Here is a 23,728-nt window from a genome sequence, read left to right on the forward strand (position 1 = left end):
CGGGCTCGACAGCGTGGCCGGCGGCGAAGGTGAGGTCGCGCGGGGCGTACCGCGCCTTCCGCGGGTCACTCGTCCCGGGGGCTGACCCAGCGCGTCCCCTTCCCGTCCGGCTTCTCGGGCTGCTGCGGGCGCTTCTCGGGCTGCTGCGGGCGGTCGAGACGGCTCGCCTCGTCCGTGTCGGCGGCCGGCGTCTTCTTCTCGTCGCCGTGGCGGTCGGCGCGCGGGTCGCGCTGCCGGGCCTGGGCCTGCTCCTCGTGCCGCGGGATTCCTCCCGCGCCGCCCTGCTCGTCCATGGCCGTCCTCCTCCGTAGGGGTCCGGTGCCGACGGTCCCGTCGGCACCGCCTGTCGTGCGGCGCCTGCCCCCCGTCACCCGCGCCATGCACCGGGCGGCGGGCAGCTCTCCGTGGCCGGACCGCGACAGGCCGAAGCCGTCGTTCACGTACCCGGCCGGGACCCGGCGGCCGCGGTCGACGGCCTCGGAAGTGGACCCGAGCCGGACCGATGTCTCCCCGCGCCCCCAACTCACATGCGATGATGCTGAGTTATGAACGACGGGGAGGGTTCGGCGAAGAACACGGTGGTCCGCGTACGCCTGGGGCAGGGCGCGAGCGCGAGCGATGTCGGCGCCCTGAAGGCGTGGCTCGAACGGGAACGCAGGCTGGAGGCGCTGAGGAACAGCGGCGACCTGGAGATCGCGGAGGGTCCCGGGAGCGAGGAGGGCCCGGGCAGCCCCATGGGCGCCGGGCTGGAGATCGTACTGGTCCTGGTCGGCATCGTCGGCCCCAAGATCTTCGACGAGGTGTACGAGCAGGCCAAGAGCGGGGTACGGGCCTGGCGGGAGAACCGACGCTCCGTGGAGCGGGGCGAACCCCCGGAGGTCGAGGTCGTCCCGGACGGCGACGCGAGGTAGGCCGGTGGCGCGTTTCGATCCGCGCGGGAGGGTGAACCGGGCGCTGCTCGTCGGCGTGCCCGCGTACGAGTTCACGCAGCCCGGCCACCCCTTCGGCGTGCCCGGAAATCTCGAGGCGGTCGAGCACAACCTCGTCGGCCTCGCGGCCGCCCTGCGCGCGGGCGGGGTGTTCGCCGAGCAGGAGGTCGGCGTGGTCCGGCCGCGCAACGTCGACGAGTTCGACCGCCGCCTGGACGACGCCGTGGACGAGGCCGAGGGCCTGCTCCTGCTCTACTTCTCCGGACACGGGGCCGTGCCGAGCACCGGTGACGAACTGTGGCTCCTGATGCGCGCGGCGACGATCGTGGCGGGGACGGAGTCGGTGTTCCGGGGCGCCGTTCCCTGGAAGAGCGTCCTGACCGTGCTGACCCGGACCCGGGCGGAGCACGTGGTCGTCGTACTGGACTGCTGCTACGCGGGCAACGCGTCGGCGGCCTGGGACGCCCTCGACACCGCGCAGCGGCACCGGATCTCCCTGCTGATGGGCGTGCAGGCCAACAACCGGATCGACGCGGGCGACGAGGCCACTCCCACCCCCTTCACCGCTGAGCTGATCCGAGGCCTCCGCGCCGAGCGGGACGGTGCTCCCGTGGGTTTCAAGGGGCTCGCGGAGCGGCTGCGGGCGTACATGTCCGCACACCACACGACGCTGCGCGATCCCGCCGAGCCGTGGGAGCCGCAGAGCCGCCCGGCCGGCTCCGGCACGGACGTGCTGCTCGCCGCGGGAGCAGGGACAGCGGTGACCGACGTGACCGAGGTGACGGCAGTGACCGCGGCGACCGAGGTGACAGCGGTGACCGCGGCGACCGAGGTGACGGCGGTGACGACCGCGGCGACCGAGGTGACAGCGGTGACCGCCGCGGTAGGTGTGACAGCCGTGCCGGAGATGCCGGACGGTGCCGCGGACCGCACACCGCGGGGACCAGGCCGCACCCCGGCCGCGCCGGACCTGCCCCCGCCGCCCCGACGGGCGCCGTGGCCCCCTCCCCGGCCCCGGCGCCCGCGCCCGGCCGGCGCTCCGCTCCGCGGCGCCCGTCGGCGCCTGACCGGCAGGACCCGCGCGGTCGCGGTCACCGCCGGGGTGCTGACCGTCCTCGCGGGGCTCGTCCCCGCCGGGTACCTCCTGGCCGGCAGCCTCATCAGCGGCGGGCAGCCCTGCAAGCCGCCGCTGGAACTCCGCCTGCTCACCGACCCCGAGATCGAGTCCACCGTGCGCAACGCGACCGAGGTGTACCTGGTGTCGGACCAGAACCGGAACGGCGCCGGCTGCCGGCGCAGCGGCATCACCGTGTACAGCGCGGGCGCCGCGGATGTCGTCGCCGCGTTCCACGACCAGTCCGACCCCTGGCAGCGGCCCACCTCCGAGGCGGTCAATCCGCAGCGCGACATCGGCCCCCAGCCGGACATCTGGATTCCCGCGACCTCGGCGAGCGCCGCCCGCGCCCGCCCGGCCCAGGACCGGCGCAGCTATGCGGAACTCCTGGTCGACCCGGCGCCGTTCGCCTACTCGCCCCTCGTGCTCGCCGTGCCGCAGCAGATCGCGGCGGAAGCGGTCGCCGACCGGCACGGCGGGCTCACGGAGTTGATGGACGCACTGCGCACGCGCGAGCCGAAGGCGGAAGTACGCCGTCCGGACCCGGAGCACACGGACTCGGGCCTGGTCGCGACCATCGGCCTGTACGGCGCCGAAGAGACGAACGCGGCGGCCGCCGAAGGGCGCGTCGCGCAGCCCGGACCGCCCTCGCCCACCGGTGGGAACCTGCTGTGCGCCCTGCCCGACGACGACTCCGTCGACGACCGCACCGCGGCCCTCGTACCGGAGTTCCTGCTGAAGTCCGGCGTCGACTGCGACAGCACGACGCGCGCCCGCCGGCTGGCGGCCTACCCCGACGACGCGCCGGGCCTGGACCCCACGTTCGTAAGGGTGCGCTGGCAGGAGGCCGACCGCGACAAGGACGCGCGGGAGGACGCCGTCGACCGGTTCCGCGCCTGGCTGACCGGGAGCGACGGGGGAACGGTCGGAGGCAAGGCCGGGGAGGCGGTCCGCGGCGGGCTCGTCGAGTTCGGCAAGGACGGCTTCCGCCACGCTTCGGCCGGGCACCGGCCCCTCGCCGCCGACCTCACCTTCAGCGCGTTCGGCGCCGTCGGCAGCCCCGGCGCCCTCGCCGCCCCCGCCCGCCCGTCCTCGATGGCCGCGGCCCTGAAGGAGTACCGCGACGCCAACGGCCCCGGACGGGTGCTGTTCCTGCTCGACAGCTCCGGCTCGATGGGCGACCTGTGGACGGGACCCGGCGGTGCGCCCGGCATCGTCAAGCAGTCGCTCGGCGGCCTGGGGGAGCAGGACGAGTACGGCGTCTGGGCGGTCGCGGCCGCGCCCGGCGCCCCGCTCGCCCACCAGGAGCTGCTGCCCTTCGGCCGGTACCGGCGCGAGGAAGCCGAGCGCGCCGTCGACGAGCGCACCCAGGTCAAGGACGTCGAGGCGGACCCGTACCGAGCCCTCACCGCGGCGCTGGACGACATGGCCCGGCGCGGCGCCGACGACGACCGCCCCCAGCTGATTGTCTACATCACCGACGGCGAGGACAACAACCGGCTGACCGAGGGCGGACGGCTCGAGACCCTGCGCGCCTACGCGCGGGACAAGAAGGTACCGGTGGTCATGGCGTCCCTGGACAGCGGCGGCTGCGACAAGGGCAAGCCGGACGCAGTCGTCGCCGAGGCGAGCGGCGGCCGCTGCCTGGACACCAGAACCGATCTGGTGGCCGGACTGCGCGACGAGGTCGCCCGAGCGGGAACGGGAGACGAGGGATGACCCGCGGCAGCAGACTGCGCGCCGGCTCCGGCCGGCGCCCACGGTCCCTGGCCCCGCTCCTCGCGGCCGTCCTCACCGCGGCCCTCACGCTGGGAGGGTGCACCGGGAGCGGCGACGGCGGCTCCGAGGCCACCGGCCGGCCGGTCGAGACGGGCGTCGCGGAGGGCGACATCGTGGTCGCCAGCGGACGTGACGTCACCGGCAAGGGCGGCATCCGGCAGAAGCTGATCGACCAGTGGAACCGGCAGCAGGAGGAGAAGGGCCTCGCCTCCCGGGCCAGGCTCGTCGAACTCCCGGGCTCGGCGGACCAGCAGCGCAGCCAGCTGCTGGGAGCGCTCCAGTCCGGCAGCGCGGAGTACGACGTGGTCAACCTCGACGTGACCTGGGTACCGGAGTTCGCGGACGCGGGGCTGGTCCAGCCGCTTCCCGAGGACCTGCTGGACGCGGACGTCATCCCGTCGGTCGCCGCCACCGCCCGGTGGAAGGGGAAGCTGTACGCCGTCCCGTTCAACAGCGACGTCGGGCTGCTCTTCTACCGCCGCGACTACCTGAAGAAGGCGGGCGTCACCGACACCGAGCTCGGCAAGGGCACCGACTGGGCCACGGTCCAGCGGCTGATGGGCACGGTGGGGGACGCCGGCCGCAGTACGGCCGACGGCTACGAGAAGGGGTGGACCACCCAGCTCGCCCCGTACGAGGGCCTCACCGTCAACGGCATCGAGGCGTTCGCCTCCGTCGGCGAGGGGTCCGCCCTCACCGACGGCGCCGGCCGGTACACCGGCTCCGAGCAGGACCTGGAGTCGGGGATCGAGGAGCTGCGCGCCCGAACCCAGGCCCCGTACACGCTCGGTGACGCCGACCGCTCCGACGAGGCCGAATCCCTCGGCGACTTCGCCGACGGCCGGACCGCCTTCCTGCGCCACTGGCCGTACGCCTACGGCACCCTGCACCAGACCCTGACCGGCGAGCAGCTGGGGGTGGCCCCGCTGCCCGGCCGGGCGGTCCTGGGGGGCCAGAACCTGGCCGTGGCCGAGGGGTCGCAACGGGCCTTCGCCGCCCGGGAACTGATCAGGTTCCTCACCGGCCAGGAAAGCGAGCGCTGCCTGCTCGACGCGGGGTTCGCGGCCACGCGGCTGTCCGCGTACCAGAACGGGCCGACGTGCCGGCTGGCCAAACCCCCCGCCCCGGCCACCCAGAACGCGGAGAGCACCGACCGGATGCCGCGCGACGAGCAGGGCCGCCCGAAGTACGCGCGCGACATCCTGCTGCCCGCACTGCAGAACGCGGTCCAGCGCCCCCGCACCCCCCTGTACGGAGCCTTCACCCAGACCCTGACCACCGAACTGCGCCGTCTCTACACGGACAAACCCCCTTCGGCCGCGCACCTCGCGAAGGACCTGCACGCGAAGCTGAAGAAGGCGCTGCCCCAGACTTGACAACGGCCCCGGCCCCGCGCCCGCGCGTGCTGTTCGGCCCGGCCGGGCAGGATGGGCGGATGCACACGACGACGGAACTGGCACGCAGGGCGGCCGCGCTGGCCGCCGGGGGCAGCCGCCGGATCCTCGGCATCGCCGGGCCGCCGGGGGCCGGGAAGTCGACCCTGGCCGCCCGGCTCGCCGAAGCACTCGGGCCGGAGACGGCCGTGGTGGTCCCGATGGACGGGTTCCACCTCGCCCAGGCCGAGCTGGTCCGGCTGGGGCTGGCCGACCGCAAGGGCGCCCCGGAGACCTTCGACGCCGCCGGGTACGTCTCCCTGCTGCGCCGCCTGCGCGGACCGGAACCCGACACGGTGTACGCACCCGCCTTCGACCGCTCCCTCGAGGAACCGGTCGCGGGCAGCATCCCCGTCGCCCCCGCCGTACCGCTGGTGATCACCGAGGGGAACTACCTGCTGCACGACGCGGGGGAGTGGGCGTCAGTACGGCCCCTGCTGGACGAGGCCTGGTACCTCGCCCCGGACGAGGACCTGCGCGTGCGGCGCCTGGTCGACCGGCACGTGCGCCACGGCAAGGACCCGGCGTACGCACGCGGCTGGGTGGCCCGCTCGGACGAACCGAACGCCCGCCTCGTCGCCGCCGGCCGCCACCGCGCCGACCTCGTCCTCGACGCCGGCTGACCCGGCCCGACCGGCCGCGCGGCTCCCGGCTCGGCACGGGGGTCCCCCGTGCGGGACCATGTACCTGTGCGGGGGCCTCGGCCGGCGGCGAAGGGGCTGGGTCGTGCGGGAGATCGCGGTCATCGAAGCACCGTCCGTACTCGGGCTGCGCCCGTCCGGCGTCCAGGACCTGCCGGTCGCGCTGCTCGACGCCGGCCTGCTGGACCACCCCGGTATGGTGCGCGCCGGGCGGGTCGAAGCACCGGAGTACGATCCCCGGCGGGACCCGGGGACCGGGGTCCTCAACCCCGTCGGGATCGCCCGGTACTCCGTCCGGCTCGCCGACGCCGTCGGCGCGGTCCTCGACGGCGGCCGCTTCCCCCTGGTCCTGGGCGGCGACTGCAGCATCCTGCTCGGCAACCTGCTGGCCCTGCGCCGCCGCGGCCGCTACGGCCTGCTGTTCCTCGACGGCCACACCGACTTCTACCAGCCCTCGGCGGAGCCGACCGGCGAGGCGGCCTCGATGGAACTCGCCCTGGCCACCGGCCGCGGCCCCCGGCCGCTCACCGACCTGGAGGGCCTCAGACCCCTGCTCCGCGACGAGGACGCCGTCGCCTTCGGCTTCCGGGACTCCGCCGAGTCCGACGCGGCCGGGATGCAACCGCTGCCGCCGCGGCTCCACGCGATCGGCCTCGACGGTGTGCGCGCGGCCGGTGCGCAGGCCGCGGCCCGCGAGGCGGTCGGCCGGCTCACGCACGACGAGAGCGCCGGCTACTGGGTCCACCTCGATGCCGACGTCCTGGACGACGCGGTCATGCCCGCCGTCGACTACCGCCTTCCCGGCGGTCTGTCATGGCGGGAGTTGGAGAACGTGCTGGCCACGGCACTGGCGGACGAACGGGCCGTCGGCTTCGACGTCACGATCTTCAACCCCCGCCTCGACACCGGAGGAACCATCGCGGCACGCCTGACCGCATGCCTGCACCGAGGGTTGGCGGCTCGGACACGCCCCGCCGACGGCGGCTCAATCGGGGGCGGGACGGGGTGGGTTCGCTGTTAGGGTGACGTGCGCCCGTCAAGATGGGCGGTCTCACCTACTGACATTCCAACGGGGTTGAACGTGAAGCTTCGCCATGTCCGCGCGGTCGCCGTCTTCGGCATAGCCGTGTTCGCACTCACCGGAGCCCGTGGCTCCAACGGCGGCAGCTGCGATGGCAGCAGCAGTTCCGGTTCGAGCTCCAGCAGCTCCGGCGGGGGCAGCACCGGAGGCAACCACGACAGCGACAGCACGAGCACCAGCGGCAGTTCGAGCGGCGGTTCCGTCACCGGCGGTTCCAGCAGCAACAAGGCCGAGCGCGACATCAAGATCGACAGCTGCAAGCTGGACGACACGCGCAAGAACCTGGTCGCCCGCATCACCGTCACCAACAGCGGTTCGGTCGGCTACACCTACAACATCACCATGAAGTTCCGCGGGGACGCCGCCTCGACCGCGACCCCCGCCCAGGCCAGGGTCGCCCCGCTCACCGTCAAGGCGGGCGCCTCCCAGCAGGCCGAGGCGAAGACGCCGTACACCGGCAAGGGCGACGGCAGCGAGTACAAGGAGTGCGTCGTTTCCAGCGCCTCGAAGAGCGCGCTCTAGCGGCTGCCGGAGCAGGGGCCTTGCCGGTGCGGGACACAGGCAAGGCCTCAGCTCCCGCCGCCGAAGCTCCACGCTTCGATGTCGCGGTAGTGGATCGGCCCCGGCCCGCGGCCGATGTTGCTGCCGACCAGGTGCAGGCGCTCGGCCGGCCAGAGGCGGCCGGTGAAGGAGTCGAGCGCCTCGGCCGCCTCCACCGCGCAGGACGGCTCGTTCCGGCGGGACCGGGCGAGCGTGAGATGGGGGCGCAGCGGCCGGTCCTCGAAGGGCACGCCGCACGCCTTGACCACGGCCCGCACCTCGGTCGCGAGCGCGTGCAGCCCGTCGAGGTCCCCGCCGATCCCGCTCCACAGCACCCGGTCGTCGAAGTGCCCGCCGCCGTGCAGCGCCAGCGGTACGGGCCGGTGCCCCGCGGCGAGGGCCGCGAGCGGCGGCCGCAGCAGCGGAACGGTCGCGACCGGGAGCTCGCCGAGGAACGCCAGGGTGATGTGCCAGTCCTCGATGCGGTTCCACCGCATGCGGGGGTACGCGTCGTAGGCGGGGCGGAGCTCCTTCGCCAGCTCCTCCTTCGCGTCGTCGGGCGGGGCGAGGGCGATGAATATCCGGACGGTCGCGGACGGGGTCTGTGCGTTCACAGAGGACTTCGTACCGCGCGACGCACGGTCCAGTCATCTTTCGGGCCGTGCGGCAGCCCCGTCAAACGCTCGCCAGCTGCGGGATCAGACGCAGGGCGTTGTCGTGGTAGATGCCCCGCAGCTGGTCGGCGGTGAAGGCGGGATCGGCGTCCAGAGCCGGGAACGCGAGCTTGATCACGGTGTCCGCGGGCGCTGCGGGCCAGTCCGTGCCGAAGAGGACGTGGTCGGCGGGCACGTGGTCGAGGAGCGTGGCGGCGCCGGCCATGGGGCCCGCGGTGTCGTAGTAGAAGCGGCGCAGGTGGTCGCGGACCGCGGCGGGTTCGAGGGGCGGCTCACAGAAGCGCCCGAGCGCCTCCAGGCGCCCCGCGATGTACGGGACGAACCCGCCGGCGTGCGGCAGGATGACCGAGATGTTCGGGAAGCGGTCGAGCGTGCGATGGACGATCATGTTCACCGCGGCGCGCGTCGTGTCCAGCAGGAAGTCGCACATGAAGTTCGGGATGCCGGGAACCGTCACCGCGCCGGGCGCGCCGTCCGGGAGGTTGTGCGGGTGGGTGTCGATCACGGCGGCGTGCTCGTTCAGCTCGTGGAACACCCGGTCGTACGTGGGATCGCCGAGGTAGACGCCCCCGTAGTTGGCCGTCACGTTCACGCCGACGGCCCCGAGCTGCCCGAGCCCGCGGCGTACGGCCCAGGAGGACGCGTCGGGGTCGTCGAGGAAGAGCGGTACGTAGAACGAGAACCGTCCCGGGTGGGAACTCGCCACCTCCAGCATCGACTGCAGGGTGATGTTGATCGCCTCGCGCAGCTGCGCCGTGGAGCGGTAGCGCGCCGGCAGCATGGGCTTGAGGACGGCCGTGGAGATGCCCGCCCGGTCCATGAAGCCGATCGAGGCCTCGGTGTCGAGCCGCGACCACGGGGGCAGCTTCTCGGGCTTGACCAGCCCGTGCCGCGCGGCCCACTCGCGCCATTCCGGCGCACAGTAGTGGTGGTGCATGTCGATCTTCGAGGTCGCCGCGTGTACGTCCGTCGTGCCCGGGGCGGACGAGTCCCGCGCGGGGCCGAGAACCTCCCCGGTTTCCGCGCCGGAGATCAGCGGCTCGTCGGTCGGCGGTCCGAGGAGGCCCAGCCGGGAAGTGCTCGCGGAATCTGTCATGCCAAATCCACCGTCCGTCGGGGGCTGGGTCAGCTGGTCGGTCGGTTTCCGGCAGTCGTGGAGGCCGCAGAGGTCACCGGAGCCACGGAGGCCACGGAGGCCGCGGAGGCCACGGAGACCGCGGAGTCCAAGGGCTCGGCGTGCCGGCCGGCCGGACGGGACGGCTCCAGCACGAGCCGCAGCTCCTGGAGCCCCCGGAAGGCCGGCATCGGCCCCTTGAGCCAAGCCGCCTTGCCCGCCTCCGCGTCCGCCAGCTCCATCTCCGGGAACTCCCGCAGCAGACAGCCGAGGGCGATCTCGAGCTCGAGCCGCGCCAGGGGCGCGCCCAGGCAGTAGTGCGTACCGTGGCCGAAGCCCAGGTGGGTGCTCTGGAGCCCCTCGCGCGTCACGTCCAGGACGTCGGGCGAGTCGAACTTCTCGGGGTCGCGGTTGGCCGAGGTGATGGCGATCTGGACGAGCGAGCCCTTGGGGATGACCGTTCCCCGGACCTCCGCGTCCTGCGTCGCGTACCGGAAGGTCGACGACTCCACGGACCCCTCGAACCGCAGGATCTCCTCCACCGCCCGCGGAATCAGCAACGGGTCCTTGCGGAGCTTTTGCAACTGCTCCGGGTGGAGCAGCAGGTTCAGCACGGAGTTGCCGATCTGGAACGCGGTCGTCTTGTGGCCCGCGAAGAACAGGACCCACAGCGACGAGATCAGTTCGGCGTCGTCCAGCCCCTCTTCCGCCCGGATGAGGTCGCTGAGGAAGGAGTCCGAGGGGTGGGCGCGCGTGTGCGCGATCAGCCGGGCCAGCCGGTCCCGCAGCCACTCCTCGGCGGCCTGCAGCTCCGCCCCCATCCGGGGATCGAACCGGGCGCGCGACACCACCGCGAAGTGGGCGAGGATCTCGGGGCGGTCCCCCTCGGGGATCCCCATGAGGTCGCACAGGACCGCGATGGGCAACGGGAACGCGAACGACGACATCAGGTCGACCGCCTCGGTTTTGCCGCACGCGGCGAGCAGGCTCTCGGCGATCGCCGTGACCTTCGGCCGCATCTCCTCCACCCGCCGGGGGGTGAAACCGCTGCGCAGGACCCGGCGCAGCCGCGTGTGCCGGGGCGGGTCCGAGTTCAGGACGTTGTCGTCGAGCGCGTCGAAGAAGTTGCCGTACACGGCGTGGTAGGTATCGATCGCCCCGCGCATGTCCTTGCTGAACCGCGGGTCCGACAGCGCGTCCCGGGCGTCCTCGTAGCGGGTGATGAGATACGTGTCGACCCCGTGCGCGGGCGTCAGCCGGCACACCGGGGCCTGCTCGCGCAGCGCGGCGTAGACGGGATGCGGACACGCCCGGTACTCGGGCGCACCCCTGGACACGGCCGATACGAGGTCGTGCAGCTCACCGTGGTCGTTCGGTGCCGCGTGGTCCTGCGTCATGTTCCGCACCCTCCGTGCCACTCGACTTCTGCGGACACACGGGTTCCCTGTGGGAGTCGAACGCGAAACCACCGTTGGCTCGATGGGGTGAGCGGTGCGCGGCCCGCCGGAGCCCGGACGCCGCGGCCCGCCTCACCCGGGCGGCGGTCAGCCGAACTGTCGCACGGTGTGGCGGGCAACAGGACGGGGGGACAGGCTGCTGGTGACGTCAGCCCGTCCCAAGGAGTCCGAACATGGCCCGCAGCCTCACCCCGGTCCTCACGATCGCCGCCTCCCTGACCCTGGCGCTCGCCGCCGCTCCCGCGGCGGGAGCCGACGCCGGCAAAGGCGCGGCCGCCCGCGCCGTCACGTACGAGGCCACGGCCAGGTTCCAGCACCACCCCAACGCGGTGAAGGCGGGCTACGTGCCGGACAAGTACTGCGTCGTCAACAAGGAGGGCCCCGGGGCGCTCGGCTACCCGCACTTCAACCACGCGCTCGACAACTCCGTCGACCCGGCGAAGCCCGCCGCGCTGTTCTACGAGGACGACGGGCGCGGCGGCAAGCGCCTCGTCGGGGTCCAGTGGCTGGTCTACGACCGGGACCAGAACCTGGCGACGGACGACGACCGGCCCCGCTTGTTCGGCACCGCCTTCACAGGACCGCAGCGCGGCCACTTCCCCGGCCAGCCGGTCCACTACGCCCTGCACCTGTGGCTGTGGAAGAAGAACCCGCTGGGCGCCTTCGAGACGTACAACCCGGCGGTGACCTGCCTCCCCGGCACCACCCGCCCGCCCAAGTAGCCGGCCCGACCCCGCCCCCGCCCGCCCCCGCGCGACACCGGCACGCCGGGGCGGCCGGCGCGGACCGCTCCGGCGGCCGCCGCGCGGGGCCGGCGGCGGGTCAGACCGCCTTGAGGACGGCCGCGCCGAAGGAGACGTCGAAGCGGTCGCACCACACGGAGACGCTGGAATACTCGGCCGGGTTCACCGCGGCCGGGATCTCGTAGTTCTGGTCGCCCTTGTTGCCCTTGAGCTTGCCGAGGCTCACGTGCTTGCCGTCGTCGAACACCCGCCATCCGGCGGTGCCCTCCTTCACCGGGGCGTCGGTGATCAACACGCGAAGGTCGGGGCCGTTGCTCGTGTCGAGGTCCTCCAGGCGCAGGGCGTGGGAGCCGTCGGGGAGCCGGATCAGCCTCACGGTGCCCGTGGTGGTGTGCTCGTGGCTGATGAAGGTGCCCTCCGCCACGGTCCGCGGCGCCGCCGAAGCGGGGGAGGGACCGGCCGGGGCCGCTGCCGGGAGCGCTTCGCGGACCGTGTCGTCCTGCCACAGCTTCCACGGCTGGAACCAGTACAGGCCGGCGCCCAGCGCCAGCGTCGCGAGGACCAGGATCCCGACGAGCCTCCGGCCGCCCCACTTCTTCGTTGTCATTGCCTGTCCTCTCCACACGGAACCGTTTCCCGTATTGAAGGGGACCCGCGGCGCCGGGACCAGGCCTACCCCGATGACGAAACCCCTACGTCGCTCGCCGCTCGCCCCGCCGCACGCCCCGCTTCGGACGGCGGTGACCCGCCAGGAGCCGCTGAGCAGCCGTACCGCTCCGTCCGCCACACGGCCCAGAGGCCGAGCAGGGCCGAGGCCGGACCCGCTCGCCCCCCCCCCCCGCGCCCCCTCCCCCCGAGGCGATACTGGCGCCATGCCGAAGACGCCGCCGCCCTCCGCGAACCCGGAACCCGTGACGGCGGATCCGCCGCGCACGGCCGACCGTCCGCTGCTCACCCAGTCCTGGCTGGACCTGGCCTTCCTGCACTGGGCCGTGGACCCCGCCGACGCCGCCCCGCTGCTTCCGCCCGGCACCGTGCCCGACACGCGGGACGGCGTCACGTACGTCGGCCTCGTCGCCTTCCGCATGCACAAGGTCGGATGGTTCCGCCTCCCCGGAGTCCCCTACCTCGGCAGCTTCCCGGAGACCAACGTCCGCCTCTACTCCGTGGACGCCCAAGGCCGCCGCGGCGTGGTCTTCCGCTCCCTCGACGCCGCCCGGCTGATCCCCGTGGCGGTCGCGCGGTCCGTGTTCCGCCTGCCGTACGCCTGGTCGCGGATGACGGTCCGCCACGACGGGGACACCGTGACGTACACCAGCGCCCGCCGCCTGCCCGGACCGCGCGGCGCGCACAGCAGGATCTCCGTACGCGTCGGCGAGCGGATCGGGAACCCCACGGCGCTCGAACACTTCCTCACCGCCCGCTGGGGCATGCACAGCACCTTCTTCGGCCGGCCGCTCTACCTCCCGAACACCCACCCCCGCTGGCCCCTGCACCGCGCCGAACTCCTCGCCTGCGACGAAACCCTGGTCACGGCCGCGGGCCTGCCCGCCCCGGCCGACCCGCCCGTGAGCGTCCTGTACTCACCCGGCGTCCCCGTCCGCTTCGGCCCCCCACCCCGCCGCCCCGGCGGCATCCCCACCCCCTGAGGGCCGCCGGGCCCCGTCCCCTAGGCCGGCCGCGCGGACAGGACGCGGTCGGGTCGGATCGGCAGGTGGCGGTGGCGCACGCCGGTCGCGTGCCAGACCGCGTTGGCGACCGCCGCCGCGGCGCCCACGATGCCGAGCTCGCCGATGCCCTTGATGTTGATCGGGTCGTCCTCGTCCCGTTCCGCCGGCAGCCAGTCCGCCTCGATGTGCGGGACATCGGCGTGGGCCGCGACGTGGTAGCCGGCGAGGTCGGCGCCGACGTGGGCGCCCGAGGCCCGGTCCCGGACCGCCTCCTCGTGCAGGGCCATGGAGATGCCCCAGGTCATGCCGCCGACGAACTGGCCGCGGGCGGTCAGCGGATTGACGATCCGGCCCGCCGAGAAGATGCCGAGCATCCGGCGGACACGAACTTCGCCGGTGCCGGTGTCGACGGCCACCTCGGCGAACTGCGCGCCGTAGGAGTGCCGTTCCTTCGGCGGGAGGGCGACGATGGCCGCCGTGGAGTCCGCGCGGACGGTGATGCCCTCCGGCGGGACGGCGCCGCTGCCGGCGAGCCGCTCGCGCAGCCGCGCCACCGCCGCGGTGATCGCCCAGGCCCAGGAGCTGGTGCCCATGGAGCCGCCCGCGATCATCGCCGGTCCGAAGTCGCTGTCCCCGATCAGGACGCGGACCCGGTCCGAGGCCACCTCCAGGGCGTCCGCGGCGATCAGGGTGAGCGCGGTCCGCGCGCCGGTGCCGATGTCCGACGCCGAGATCCGGATGGTGAAGGTGCCGTCCGCCTCGGCCGTCGCGGCCGCCGTGGAGGGGGCGGTTCCCGCGTGGTACGAGGCGCTCGCCGTGCCGGTGCCGAGCAGCCAGCGGCCGTCGCGGCGCAGGCCGGGACGCGGATCGCGGTCGGCCCAGCCGAACCTGCGGGCGCCTTCCCGGAAGCAGGCGACCAGAGTGCGGCCGGCGAAGGGCAGGCCGGACACCGGCCCCGTCTCGGGCTCGTTGCGGACGCGCAGCTCGATCGGATCGACGCCGCACTTCGCGGCGAGCTCGTCGAGCGCCGACTCCAGCGCGAACGACCCCGGTGCCGCGCCCGGCGCCCGCATGAACGTCGGGCTCGGCACGTCCAGCCGTACGATCCGGTGCGCCGTGTGGTGGGCGTCGGCGTCGTACAGCACCCGGCCCGGCATGGCGCTCGGCTCCAGGTACTCGTGCACGGTGGAGGTGAGGTTCAGGGCCTCGTGGCCCAGTGCGCGCAGCCGTCCGTCGGCATCGGCGCCGAGCCTGATCCGCTGGGCGGTGGGGCTGCGGTAGCCGGCGAGGGAGAACATCTGGCGGCGGGTCAGGACCACCCGGACCGGGCGCCGCAGGGCGGTGGCGGCCATCACGGCGGCCACCTGGTGGGCGCGTACGCTCTTGGAGCCGAAGCCGCCGCCGATGTGCTCGGAGCGCACCCGCACCGAGGCCGGATCGAGCGAGAAGAGGCCGGCGAGTTCGCCCTGCACCCACACGGCGCCCTGGTTGGAGTCGACGACCTCGAGCCGGCCGGCCTCCCAGCGGGCCGTCGCGGCGTGCGGCTCCAGCGGGTTGTGGTGTTCCTCGGGCGTGGTGTAGCGGGCGTCCACGACGACGGCGGACCGGGCGAGTTCGGCTTCGAGGTCGCCCTTGGCGGTCACCGCCGCGGCGTGCGGTTCGTCCGCGGCGGTGTACGTACCGGGCCGGTCGGCGTGGAAGTCGGTGTCGTGCGGTTCCGCGTCGTACTCCACCACGAGCGCCTCGGCCGCTTCCCTGGCCTGCTCGGAGGTCTCGGCGACGATCAGCGCCACCGGCCAGCCCGCGTGCGGCACCCGGTCGTGCTGGAACAGTGCGACGGAGACGTCGGGCCGCATCCCCATGAGCCCCGGGTAGCCGGTTTCGAGCCGCGGCGCGTTCCCGTGGTGCAGCACCGTGAGGACGCCGGGCATGGCCAGGACGGCGTCCGTGTCCATCGAGCGGATGCGTCCGCGAGCCAGGGCGGACACCGCCAGCCAGCCGTGGGCGAGTTCGGCGAAGGGGATCTCTCCGGCGTACCGGGCCGCCCCGGTGACCTTGTCGCGTCCCTCGACGCGGGTGCGCGCGGTGCCGACGGAGGCCTTCAGGGGGGTGACGGCGGTCATCGGGCGTCCTCCTCGGCGAGTTCGGTCAGCACGGCCACCATGAGGTTGCGGATCAGGGCCACTTTGTATCCGTTGTGCGGCAGCGTCCGCGCGGCGGCGAGTTCGGCGTCCGCGGCTGCCGCGAAGCTGCGGGCCCCGGCCGGTGCGCCCGTCAGCACCCGCTCGGCCTCCCGGGCCCGCCAAGGCCGCGACGCTACGGCCCCCAGGGCCACGCGCACGTCCCGTACGACTCCCGCCTCGACTTCGAGCGCGGCGGCGACCGAGCCGATCGCGAACGCGTACGAGGCGCGCTCGCGCACCTTGCGGTAGCGCGAGGCCGCGGCCACCGGGGCGGCCGGCAGGGTGACGCCGGTGATCAGGGCGCCCGGTGGCAGGGCGGTCTCCCGGTGCGGGGTCCCGCCCACCGGCAGGTAGAAGTCGGCGATCGGCAACTCCCCGGGTCCGCCGGTGGTTTCGTACGACACGACCGCGTCGAAGGCGGTGAGCGCCACGCCCATGTCCGACGGGTGGACGGCCACGCAGTGGTCGGAGGCGCCCAGGATCGCGGCGTTGCGGTGCTCGCCGGCGATGGCCGGGCAACCGGTGCCCGGGGAGCGCTTGTTGCAGGGCTGGGCCACGTCGGCGAAGTAGCCGCAGCGGGTGCGCTGGAGCAGGTTTCCGCCGAGGGTGGCCATGTTGCGCAGCTGACCGGAGGCGCCGGCGAGCACGGCCTGCGCCAGTGCCGGGTAGCGGCGGCGGACCTCGGGATGGGCGGCGAGGTCGCTGTTGGTGACGGTCGCGCCGATGCGCAGACCGCCGCCCGAGGTCGATTCGATGTGCTGGAGCGGCAGTTCGCGCACGTCGACGAGTTGCGCGGGGCGTTCGACGCCGGTCTTCATCAGGTCGACGAGGTTGGTGCCGCCGCCGAGCACGCGCGCGTCCGGGTCGGCTTCGAGCAGGGTGACCGCGCCCGCGACGTCGCGGGCGCGCCGGTAGCCGAACTCCCTCATGCCGCCACCTCCGTGCCCGCCGGCGCCCCGGCTTCGGCCGCCGCGGCCCGGGCCACCGCCTGCACGATCGACACGTAGGCGCCGCACCGGCACAGGTTCCCGCTCATCCGCTCCCTGATCTCCTCGGCGGTCAGCGGCGGCGGCCCCGCTTCGGGCCGTACGTCGCCGGTGACCGCGCTCGGCCAGCCCGCGGCATGCTCCTGGATCACCGCGACGGCCGAACAGATCTGCCCGGGCGTGCAGTAGCCGCACTGGAACCCGTCCAAGTCGAGGAACGCCTGCTGTACGGGGTGCAGGCGCTCGCCGTCGGCCATGCCTTCGATGGTGGTCACTTCGCGCCCCTCGGCCGCCACGGCGAGCTGAAGGCAGGAGACCGTCCGGCGGCCGTCGAGCAGGACGGTGCAGGCGCCGCACTGCCCCTGGTCGCAGCCCTTCTTGGTGCCGGTCAGGTCGAGCCGGTCGCGCAGGGCGTCGAGCAGGGTGGTGCGGTGGTCGACGGAGAGCGGGTACTTATCGCCGTTGATGTGCAGGACGATGGCGCTGGACGTCGATGCGACCATGATCAGCCTTCTTTCGCGGATCCGGGGCACGCCGAGGCGGGACCCTGCGGGCGGTCAAGAGATGGCGCTGTACGTGGCGGTGCCGGCTCGGGAGAGGGCAGGATGCGGGGGAGGGGACGCCGGTCGCGCTGCCTGCGGCGGTCCCCGCCGGCCGCGTCCACGGCTAAGGTGGAATCAACCGGACAACTGTCCGTTACGCGAGAACGTACCGGACAGCTGTCCGGTCAGCAAGGCCGGGTCCGTCGGCGTACCCGCGAGGAGGACGAGTGCAGGAGAAAAGAAGCGCTCCCGTTCGCTCGGACGCGCAACGGAACCGGGAGCGCATCCTGGAAGTGGCACTGGCCGAGCTGACCCGCTCCGCCGACGTCCCGCTGAGCGCCATCGCCAAGAAGGCCGGCGTGGGCCAGGCCACCTTCTACCGCAACTTCCCGAACCGCGAATCCCTCGTCTTCGAGATCTTCCGCCACGAAATGCAGCAGGTCGCGGACTCCGCCGCCCACCTGGTCGCGACCCGGCCGCCGGACGAGGCCCTGCGGGAGTGGATGGACCACCTCGCCCGGTTCGCCATGGCCAAGGCCGGCCTCGCCGACGCGATCCGCCAGGCCGCCAGCGCACCGGGCGGCCCCGCGAAGCCGGGACACGAGCCGCTCACCTCCGCGGCCGACATGCTCCTGCGCGCCGGCGAGAGGGCCGGCGCCATCCGCCCCGGGGTGAGCGCGGACGACTTCATCCTTGCCATCGCGGGCCTCTGGCTGATCGACCCCCGCGGAGACTGGCAGCCCCGCGCCACCTGGCTCCTCGACCTCGTCATGGACGGTCTGCGCGCGGGCGCTCCGGGTTAGCTCCCGGCGCCGGACGGGGCGCCGCCCGCCGCCCGTTAGCGGTATTCCAGGGTCAGGGTCGCCTGCGTGTCCCTGTTGACGAAGAGGTACGCCGTGGCCGCCGGGTTCTGTTCGAACCGCAGGCGGACCTGGGTGCGGCCGGAGCGGTTGACCGCGGACAGGCCGGCGGCGGACAGGTCGCCGGAGGCCTTGCTCCCCGAGGTGAAGGCGCCGATGTCCGCGGCGCCGGCGGCCGTCGTCGCCGCGGCCCAGTCACCGGGCTCCACCGCGCAGCCGCCGAGGCAGCCCGTGTGGACGTCGACGAGGAGCCGGTTGCCGGCGGGCGCGGCCCACGGGTCGCCCGATCCGCTGCTCCTTGTCAGGGTGACCCAGGCCCGGGTGATCTCCTTCCCGGCGGGAACGGCACCGGTGTCGAAGGACAGGACGCTCCGGTTGCTCCTGCCGTCGGTGCCGCGCCCCAGCGCCAGACCGTACGTGTCCTCCAGGGTGCCGACCGCCGGTCCGGAGCCGTCGCCCGCCGCCTTGATGTAGCCGTCCTCGGCGTCCAGGCTGGGCAGGGAGAGCCTGCCGGTGGGCGGCGGCGTGGGGCCGGCGCCGCCGAGGGCCCTGACCATCCCCATGATGGCCTCGATCTGCTTGCCGCCGTGCCGTGCGTAGGCGGGGTCGCCCAGGTAGCCCCACCAGTTCCAGCAGCCGTTGGGGTTGTCGAGGGTCGTGGTCGGGACGGCCTGCGGGTACAGGACGATCAGGTTGTTGGTGTCGGCGTACTCGTTGAGGTACGCGTTGTCGATGAACCGGGTTCCGAAGCCCTGGTACGAGTAGCCCTGCTTGCAGCCGTGGAGCGTGACGACCACCTTGCAGGCCGCACCGCTCGCGCAGCTGGTGGGGACGTAGACGAAGCCGTTCTCGTCCATGGAGATCGGCTTCGCGGCGCCGCCGGGCGCGTACCTGTTCTGGTCGAACCGGATCAGGCTGCCACCGGGCGCGGCGGCGGGTGCGCCGACCGAGCCGAGGAGGTGTCCCAGGAACTCGCGCTCGGCGTCGAAACCGCAGTCGTTGAGCCACGGGTTGGCGGTGACCGCGCACGCGTTCGGTCCGAGCGGGCTGATCCAGGCGTGGCCCGCGGCGGTGCTCCTGTTGTAGAGCACGTCGGCGCCGAAGTGCCGGTAGTAGTCGTCGAGGGCGGTGGACACCGGGCGTTCGACGGTCGAGTCGTTGGCACCGCTGAACACGTAGACCGGGTCTCCGCGCAGGCCGGCCGCGTCGTCGATGGCACCCTGCGCCGACCAGTTCGCCGTGGTCTGCTTCAGGGTGGCGAGCTGGAGGTCCTGGTAGACCTCCATACAGGCGTTCAGGGCCTTGCCCAGGTCGTTCTGCGCGCAGTACTGAGGCCCGGAGGCGAAGGCGGCCGAGCCGTCGAACGTGCCGGAGTAGGCCACGTGCAACTGGGTGGCCATGTACCCGCCGGACGACACGCCCGCGCTGTAGACACCGTCGACGCGGTACGGCTTCAGCTCGCCGGCCACGGGCGGGACGGCCGCCGCGCCCGGTCCGGCAGCAGCGGAGCCCGAGCCGCCGACGAGCACGCCGGCGCCGAGCAGCAGGGCCGCGGCGGCCCCACCGAGCCTTGCGAGAACTGGATACATCCACCCTCCACTGCCGTGAAAAGGAGCCCATTGGTCCGGATGGCTGCGACGATAGCCACGCGCCGCGTCCCGTACGCACGGTGGCGCCGACCACAACGGGCCGCACCGGTATGGCGGTTGGCGCCCTGGACGGCGTACGGCCGGCCGGGCCGACGCGACGGCGGGACCGGCCGGGCGGGCGGACAGCGGCGCCGGGGGAGGGCGGGCGGATAGCGGCGCCGGGGGAGGGGCCGCCGACGAGCGGGGCTCGCCCGCGCCGACGCCGAACGCGGCCGCACGCGTGTCGCGCCCGCCGGGCGACTCGCACGCCCGCATACCAGGCATTTCGCCTCGCCATTGGCACCCTGGGTGTGGCTGACGCCATCGGAGAGCTCCCTGCCTCTCACCCGCCCCCGACAGAAGGCGCCACGATGACCGCGACCCCGTCCTATCCCGGCCCCCGCACCAGGACCGCAGCCACCACCCCCTTCGACGTCGGCCTGCCCGTGCTGCGCATCGTGCTCGGCGCGATCATGATCGTCCACGGCACCCAGAAGCTGTTCCGCTGGTTCGACGGCCCCGGCGTCAAGAGCACCGGCATGTTCTTCGGCAAGGCCGGCTACCCGGCGGGCGAGACCATGGCGGTGATCGCGGGCCTGACCGAGACGCTGGGCGGCCTGGGCCTGATCCTCGGCCTGTTCACCCCGCTGGCCGCCGCTGCCGTCGTCGGCGTCATGATCCACGCCATCTCCGTCAAGTGGGCCGGCGAGGTGGTCGGAATGGAGGGCATCGAGTTCGAGTCCCTCATCACCGCCGCGGCGGTCACCCTGGCCCTCACCGGCCCGGGCCGCTACGCCGTCGACAGCTTCCTGCCGGTCCTGCGCCACCACCGCGTCCTCCACGGTGTCCTGGCCCTCGTCCTGGCGGTCGCCCTGGCGGTGGTGGTCCTGCTGCTGCGGGACTGACCCGAAAGCCCGTTCCCACTCGGGCAACCGGCGCCGCCGTCCGGACCGTCGTGCGCGCCCCGCGGGCGTGCCGTACCGGGAACCCTTCGGTGGGCCGCCTCGTTCACCGGGGGTCTACCGCTGCAGATCGTGAGCCGATGAGTACCGTGCCCGATACCTCGTCCACCACCGCCGTGCCGGCCCTCCCGCCGCTCATCGCCCAGGCGGAACACCTGATCGAGCTCGGAGTGCACGAGCTCGCGGGGATGCCCGCCGACGAGCTGCGCGGCTTCGCCGAGGGCGCCGGCGGCGGGCACCGCGGCGCCCTCCTCGCCGTCCATCCGGACCGCGCCCCCGCTTCCGTCCTCGCGCCGCTGCTGCGCCGCCACGACAAGCCCGGCTTCGTCGTCACCGACATGCCCGACGTCGACGGCTTCGCCCCCTGCGCCGTCGCACTGCCCGACGCCCCCCTCTACCTCGTCACCGGCCTCGACCGCGGTGACCACATGGCCAACTGGAGCCCGCACGAGGCACTGCCCGCCCTCACCGAAGCGGAACGCACCCCGCTGGTGCTCACCGAAGGCATCCACTGGCTGCTCCAGCAGCCGGCGGCGCTCGAGCGCAACCGCTGTTTCATGACCATCGGCTCCCGGCTCCGCAAGTCCAACGGCACCCTGGACGCCCGCACCCCGGCGATCTGGATCAGCAACGGCCTCGGGCGGGACGGCCGCGAGCGGCGCGGCGCCCCGAAGATCGGCTGGTGCTGGTGGGGGAACCGCCATACGTGGCTGGGCTTCGCCTCCGCCGCCGGCCGCGTGGACGAGGGGTACTTCGGCCCGGCCGGGTGAAGCCGCCCGCGACCCGGGCCCGGCTCAGGTGGTGCTGTCGGAGGCCGGGGCGGGTTTCGAGTGGAGGATCTCGCGAGCCTGGTCCGCGGCGCGGGCGATGCTCTCGGAGACGAAGTCGACGAAGCGGGCGATGTTGTCCAGGCGCGCGGCGGCCGGGGTGCCGGGGCCGAGGACGCCGACGCCCTGCCGGGCGATCTCCCCGAGGTGGGCGGCGGCGCGGGCGCCGGCCATCGTCGACTGGTAGAGCACGTCCTCGTCGACCACGTAGCGCTCGCGGCGGCGTTCGTCGCGCTCCCGCCGGATGAGGCCCTGGCTTTCGAGGAACGCGATCGCCTTGGAGACGGACGCCGGGCTGATCCGGAGGCGCGCGGCGAGTTCGGCGGCCGTGAGGCTGCCGGCGTCGGTGGTGTAGAGGGCGGCCAGCACCCGGGCCGTCATCTTGGGCAGGCCGGACTGCATGAAGACCGTGGCGAACACCTCCTCGTACTCGCGCACGGCCTCGGTATCGCGGCCGTGGGGCTGCGGAGGCGTGTTGGGGTCGCGGGGCACGGGGCGCCTGCGCCGGTGGGCGCGGTGTTCGGTGGCGCGGTGGGCCAGGTCGGCGCGGTAGGAGGCGGGGCCGCCGTTGCGCAGCACCTCGCGCGTGACCGTCGAGGTCGGGCGGTCGAGCCGCCTGGCGATCTCCGCGTAGGCGAGGTCGTCGGCCAGTCCCAGTGCGATCTGCTGGCGTTCCTGCTGGGTGAGCCTGCCTCCCGGCATGGGGGTCTCCTTCGTGGTCCGTGAGGACGTCAGAATAGCGTTCATTCTCAATTCATTGCAATGGGTGAAGTCGAGATTGTTGCACTGTCTTTCAATCCATTGCAACAAAGTCGGGGCTTTCACCTGCATTGATCAGGGGCGAGCGCAACCATCGAGTTGCTGAGTTTTGAAAGGCAACGTAGCGTTTCTTTCATCGGAAACGAAAGGGTGCCAGGCGGCACCACCGCCCCGCAGCCTGTGAAGGAGCCCCGTCATGACCCACGCGAACAACGCCGGACCGGACCGCCCCGAACTGCAGAAGGCTATCCAGGCGTTCGTCGACGCGGCTTCGCCGGGCTGCAGATCCGGGTGCACGACGAGCACGGCGAATGGGCCGCCAGCGCCGGGGTGAGCAGGCTGGGCGAGACCGCGAAACCGCCGACGGACGGCCGGTTCTGGGCGGGCAGCGTCGTCAAGGCGTTCACCGCGACTTCTTCTCCGCGCTGCACGGGGGCGAGCTCCTGCCGGCCACGCTGCTGGACGAGATGCGCACACCGCACGGCCCGCTCGGCTACGGCCTCGGACTGTTCGTGCAGGACCTGGGCCCGGACGGCGGCGGCACCGTCTACCACCACAACGGCGACGCGCCGGGTGGCTACGGGGCGCTCATGTACAGCACGCCCGACGGCGGCAAGACCCTCACCGCCGGGCTCACCACCGGGGACGCCGCGGTCGACCCGGCGCAGGCGTTCCCCGAGGCGCTGGACAGCCTAGTCAAGGAGGTGTTCGGCGGCGGGCGGCCACGGCCTGACCCCGGACGCCAGCCGGTGCCCGCGAAGCGGACGGCGCCGAGCTCCCCGAGCCCGGCTGCTCCCCGTGAGCCGCTTGCGGGTCAGGGCGTACCACAACTGGCCCGGGGTGACCCGGATCCGGCCGTGGTCCGTCAGCCCGTCGGTGATCCGGCGCACGCGGAGGTCGCTGAGGCGCAGGGAGTTGGTCTGGGGATCCAGCGCGTACGGGCGCCTGCAGTGGCCGTAGATGTTTCCGGTGCGCTCCTTGCGGAGCAGGCTGCGTTCGCAGTGCGGGCAGATCACCGGCGCACCTCCAGTGCGGTCGCCACCCGGCGCAGCCGTGCGGCCAGCCGCTCGCGGACGGTGGTGGCGGCTATCCCGTGGTCCCGCTGGGCGCGCTCGATGCCGCGCAGCGCGTCGGCGAGGGGCCGGTAGTCGGTGGCGCTCGCCGACGCGGTGGCGTGGGCGGCGGACGCCGGTCGTACGGTCGTGCGGCCATCGCGCCTCCCCCTGACGCCCCGCGGTGCGCTCCGGGCGCCCCCGCACGCGCATCGTAAGTCCCCGACCGTGACGAACGGGAGGACTCGGAACGTACTCCGGGCGACCGGCGGGTGACCGCCCGGTGCGGGCCGGCCCCACCCGTTCCCGTTCGGCGCCGACGGTCAGCCGATCTCGTAGTCGAACCAGATGCGGTGCGTACCGTCGGCGTCGACGGCCAGTCCTCCGGCGCCGGATATCCCGGTCAGTTCGCCGGTGCCGCTCGACGGCACGATGGTGAAGAACTCCGCCGTGCGGTCGCGGCCGGAGGTCGACGCCGAGTGCACGAAGTTGAAGGTGCCTTCGCGCCCTCGCACCGCGCCTTGGAAGGACTCCACGGCCACATACGTGCCGACACCGGTGGTGGGGTCGAACGCGGAGGTGAACACGGTCGCCGCGCGCCCCACGACCTCTCCCTCGAAAAGCTTCTCCATGGTCGCCACACCCACCGGCGTGCCGGTGGACACCGCGGGCTCGGCCTTCAGGTCGGCCGGGACGAACGAGTTGACTTCGAATGTCGCCGTAGCTCTCATGGGCCGACCGTACCGAAGGGGTC

Annotated in this window: 23 protein-coding genes; 12 read left to right on the forward strand and 11 right to left on the reverse strand. The window is 73.4% G+C overall.

The features are described 5' to 3' along the window. Positions 1-65 precede the first annotated feature (65 nt). Positions 66-293 carry a hypothetical protein gene (locus tag BGK67_RS30995; RefSeq protein WP_069923169.1) on the reverse strand — a complete coding sequence of 76 codons (228 nt, stop codon included), beginning with the start codon at positions 291-293 and terminating at the stop codon, positions 66-68. Positions 294-545: 252 nt separating this feature from the next. Here BGK67_RS30995 and BGK67_RS31000 point away from each other — a divergent pair, with 252 nt between their 5' ends. From BGK67_RS31000 to BGK67_RS31025, 6 genes are all read left to right on the forward strand, one after another. Continuing rightward, positions 546-911, forward strand: coding sequence for a hypothetical protein (locus BGK67_RS31000; protein ID WP_069923170.1), 366 nt, complete (start codon positions 546-548; stop codon positions 909-911). Positions 912-915: 4 nt separating this feature from the next. After that, entirely contained in the window at positions 916-3,762 is a 2,847-nt protein-coding gene (locus BGK67_RS31005; RefSeq protein ID WP_141754094.1) for a caspase family protein, read from the forward strand. Beyond that, entirely contained in the window at positions 3,759-5,198 is a 1,440-nt protein-coding gene (locus tag BGK67_RS31010; RefSeq protein WP_069923172.1) for an extracellular solute-binding protein, read from the forward strand. Before BGK67_RS31005 ends, BGK67_RS31010 begins: the two co-directional genes overlap by 4 nt. 59 nt (positions 5,199-5,257) lie before the next feature. Then, positions 5,258-5,878: a nucleoside/nucleotide kinase family protein gene (locus BGK67_RS31015; RefSeq protein ID WP_069923173.1), complete on the forward strand. Its 621-nt coding sequence runs from the start codon at positions 5,258-5,260 to the stop codon at positions 5,876-5,878. A gap of 103 nt (positions 5,879-5,981) precedes the next feature. Continuing rightward, positions 5,982-6,917: an arginase family protein gene (locus tag BGK67_RS31020; RefSeq protein WP_069923174.1), complete on the forward strand. Its 936-nt coding sequence runs from the start codon at positions 5,982-5,984 to the stop codon at positions 6,915-6,917. Between the two features lie 60 nt (positions 6,918-6,977). After that, entirely contained in the window at positions 6,978-7,499 is a 522-nt protein-coding gene (locus BGK67_RS31025) for a hypothetical protein (RefSeq protein WP_069924242.1), read from the forward strand. A 47-nt stretch (positions 7,500-7,546) separates the two neighbouring features. Here BGK67_RS31025 and thpR read toward each other — a convergent pair whose 3' ends face one another. From thpR to BGK67_RS31040, 3 genes are all read right to left on the reverse strand, one after another. Beyond that, on the reverse strand, positions 7,547-8,131 hold the full coding sequence (gene thpR / locus BGK67_RS31030) for an RNA 2',3'-cyclic phosphodiesterase (protein ID WP_069923175.1): 585 nt from the start codon (positions 8,129-8,131) through the stop codon (positions 7,547-7,549). Between the two features lie 61 nt (positions 8,132-8,192). Further along, positions 8,193-9,287 carry an amidohydrolase family protein gene (locus BGK67_RS31035; protein WP_079154470.1) on the reverse strand — a complete coding sequence of 365 codons (1,095 nt, stop codon included), beginning with the start codon at positions 9,285-9,287 and terminating at the stop codon, positions 8,193-8,195. 29 nt (positions 9,288-9,316) lie between these two features. Beyond that, the gene (locus tag BGK67_RS31040; protein WP_079154471.1) at positions 9,317-10,702 is read right to left on the reverse strand and encodes a cytochrome P450 family protein; all 1,386 of its coding nucleotides are present in this window, start codon (positions 10,700-10,702) and stop codon (positions 9,317-9,319) included. 233 nt (positions 10,703-10,935) lie between these two features. On the opposite strand from BGK67_RS31040, the gene BGK67_RS31045 reads away from it, so the two are divergent. After that, on the forward strand, positions 10,936-11,484 hold the full coding sequence (locus BGK67_RS31045; protein WP_069923176.1) for a hypothetical protein: 549 nt from the start codon (positions 10,936-10,938) through the stop codon (positions 11,482-11,484). A gap of 100 nt (positions 11,485-11,584) precedes the next feature. On the opposite strand, the gene BGK67_RS31050 is transcribed toward BGK67_RS31045, so the two are convergent. Then, on the reverse strand, positions 11,585-12,112 hold the full coding sequence (locus BGK67_RS31050) for a DM13 domain-containing protein (RefSeq protein WP_069923177.1): 528 nt from the start codon (positions 12,110-12,112) through the stop codon (positions 11,585-11,587). Between the two features lie 265 nt (positions 12,113-12,377). Here BGK67_RS31050 and BGK67_RS31055 point away from each other — a divergent pair, with 265 nt between their 5' ends. Next, positions 12,378-13,154, forward strand: coding sequence for a YqjF family protein (locus tag BGK67_RS31055; RefSeq protein WP_069923178.1), 777 nt, complete (start codon positions 12,378-12,380; stop codon positions 13,152-13,154). A 20-nt stretch (positions 13,155-13,174) separates the two neighbouring features. On the opposite strand, the gene BGK67_RS31060 is transcribed toward BGK67_RS31055, so the two are convergent. Genes BGK67_RS31060 through BGK67_RS31070 form a run of 3 tightly spaced genes read right to left on the reverse strand, consistent with a single transcriptional unit; the run spans position 13,175 to position 16,847 of the window. Then, positions 13,175-15,298, reverse strand: coding sequence for a xanthine dehydrogenase family protein molybdopterin-binding subunit (locus BGK67_RS31060; RefSeq protein WP_069923179.1), 2,124 nt, complete (start codon positions 15,296-15,298; stop codon positions 13,175-13,177). Further along, on the reverse strand, positions 15,295-16,287 hold the full coding sequence (locus tag BGK67_RS31065) for an FAD binding domain-containing protein (RefSeq protein WP_069923180.1): 993 nt from the start codon (positions 16,285-16,287) through the stop codon (positions 15,295-15,297). The genes BGK67_RS31060 and BGK67_RS31065 overlap by 4 nt, the downstream gene beginning before the upstream one ends. After that, on the reverse strand, positions 16,284-16,847 hold the full coding sequence (locus BGK67_RS31070; protein WP_069923181.1) for a (2Fe-2S)-binding protein: 564 nt from the start codon (positions 16,845-16,847) through the stop codon (positions 16,284-16,286). The genes BGK67_RS31065 and BGK67_RS31070 overlap by 4 nt, the downstream gene beginning before the upstream one ends. A gap of 266 nt (positions 16,848-17,113) precedes the next feature. On the opposite strand from BGK67_RS31070, the gene BGK67_RS31075 reads away from it, so the two are divergent. Then, positions 17,114-17,689, forward strand: a complete 576-nt coding sequence (locus BGK67_RS31075; RefSeq protein ID WP_069923182.1) for a TetR/AcrR family transcriptional regulator — start codon at positions 17,114-17,116, stop codon at positions 17,687-17,689. A 35-nt stretch (positions 17,690-17,724) separates the two neighbouring features. On the opposite strand, the gene BGK67_RS31080 is transcribed toward BGK67_RS31075, so the two are convergent. Next, complete coding sequence (locus BGK67_RS31080; protein ID WP_069923183.1) at positions 17,725-19,335, reverse strand: extracellular catalytic domain type 2 short-chain-length polyhydroxyalkanoate depolymerase; 1,611 nt, start codon at positions 19,333-19,335, stop codon at positions 17,725-17,727. A 410-nt stretch (positions 19,336-19,745) separates the two neighbouring features. Here BGK67_RS31080 and BGK67_RS31085 point away from each other — a divergent pair, with 410 nt between their 5' ends. Together BGK67_RS31085 and BGK67_RS31090 are read left to right on the forward strand one after the other, a co-directional pair. Beyond that, on the forward strand, positions 19,746-20,279 hold the full coding sequence (locus tag BGK67_RS31085) for a DoxX family protein (RefSeq protein ID WP_069923184.1): 534 nt from the start codon (positions 19,746-19,748) through the stop codon (positions 20,277-20,279). A 137-nt stretch (positions 20,280-20,416) separates the two neighbouring features. Beyond that, positions 20,417-21,106: a DUF5701 family protein gene (locus BGK67_RS31090; RefSeq protein ID WP_432215492.1), complete on the forward strand. Its 690-nt coding sequence runs from the start codon at positions 20,417-20,419 to the stop codon at positions 21,104-21,106. 24 nt (positions 21,107-21,130) lie between these two features. Here BGK67_RS31090 and BGK67_RS31095 read toward each other — a convergent pair whose 3' ends face one another. Beyond that, positions 21,131-21,865: a GbsR/MarR family transcriptional regulator gene (locus BGK67_RS31095; RefSeq protein WP_069923185.1), complete on the reverse strand. Its 735-nt coding sequence runs from the start codon at positions 21,863-21,865 to the stop codon at positions 21,131-21,133. Positions 21,866-22,233: 368 nt separating this feature from the next. Here BGK67_RS31095 and BGK67_RS39525 point away from each other — a divergent pair, with 368 nt between their 5' ends. Then, positions 22,234-23,070, forward strand: coding sequence for a serine hydrolase domain-containing protein (locus BGK67_RS39525; protein WP_069923186.1), 837 nt, complete (start codon positions 22,234-22,236; stop codon positions 23,068-23,070). Between the two features lie 227 nt (positions 23,071-23,297). Here BGK67_RS39525 and BGK67_RS31105 read toward each other — a convergent pair whose 3' ends face one another. After that, on the reverse strand, positions 23,298-23,705 hold the full coding sequence (locus tag BGK67_RS31105; protein WP_069923187.1) for a DUF3224 domain-containing protein: 408 nt from the start codon (positions 23,703-23,705) through the stop codon (positions 23,298-23,300). Positions 23,706-23,728 lie beyond the last annotated feature (23 nt).

This window comes from Streptomyces subrutilus (assembly GCF_001746425.1).
In the GTDB taxonomy this organism is placed as follows: domain Bacteria; phylum Actinomycetota; class Actinomycetes; order Streptomycetales; family Streptomycetaceae; genus Streptomyces; species Streptomyces subrutilus_A.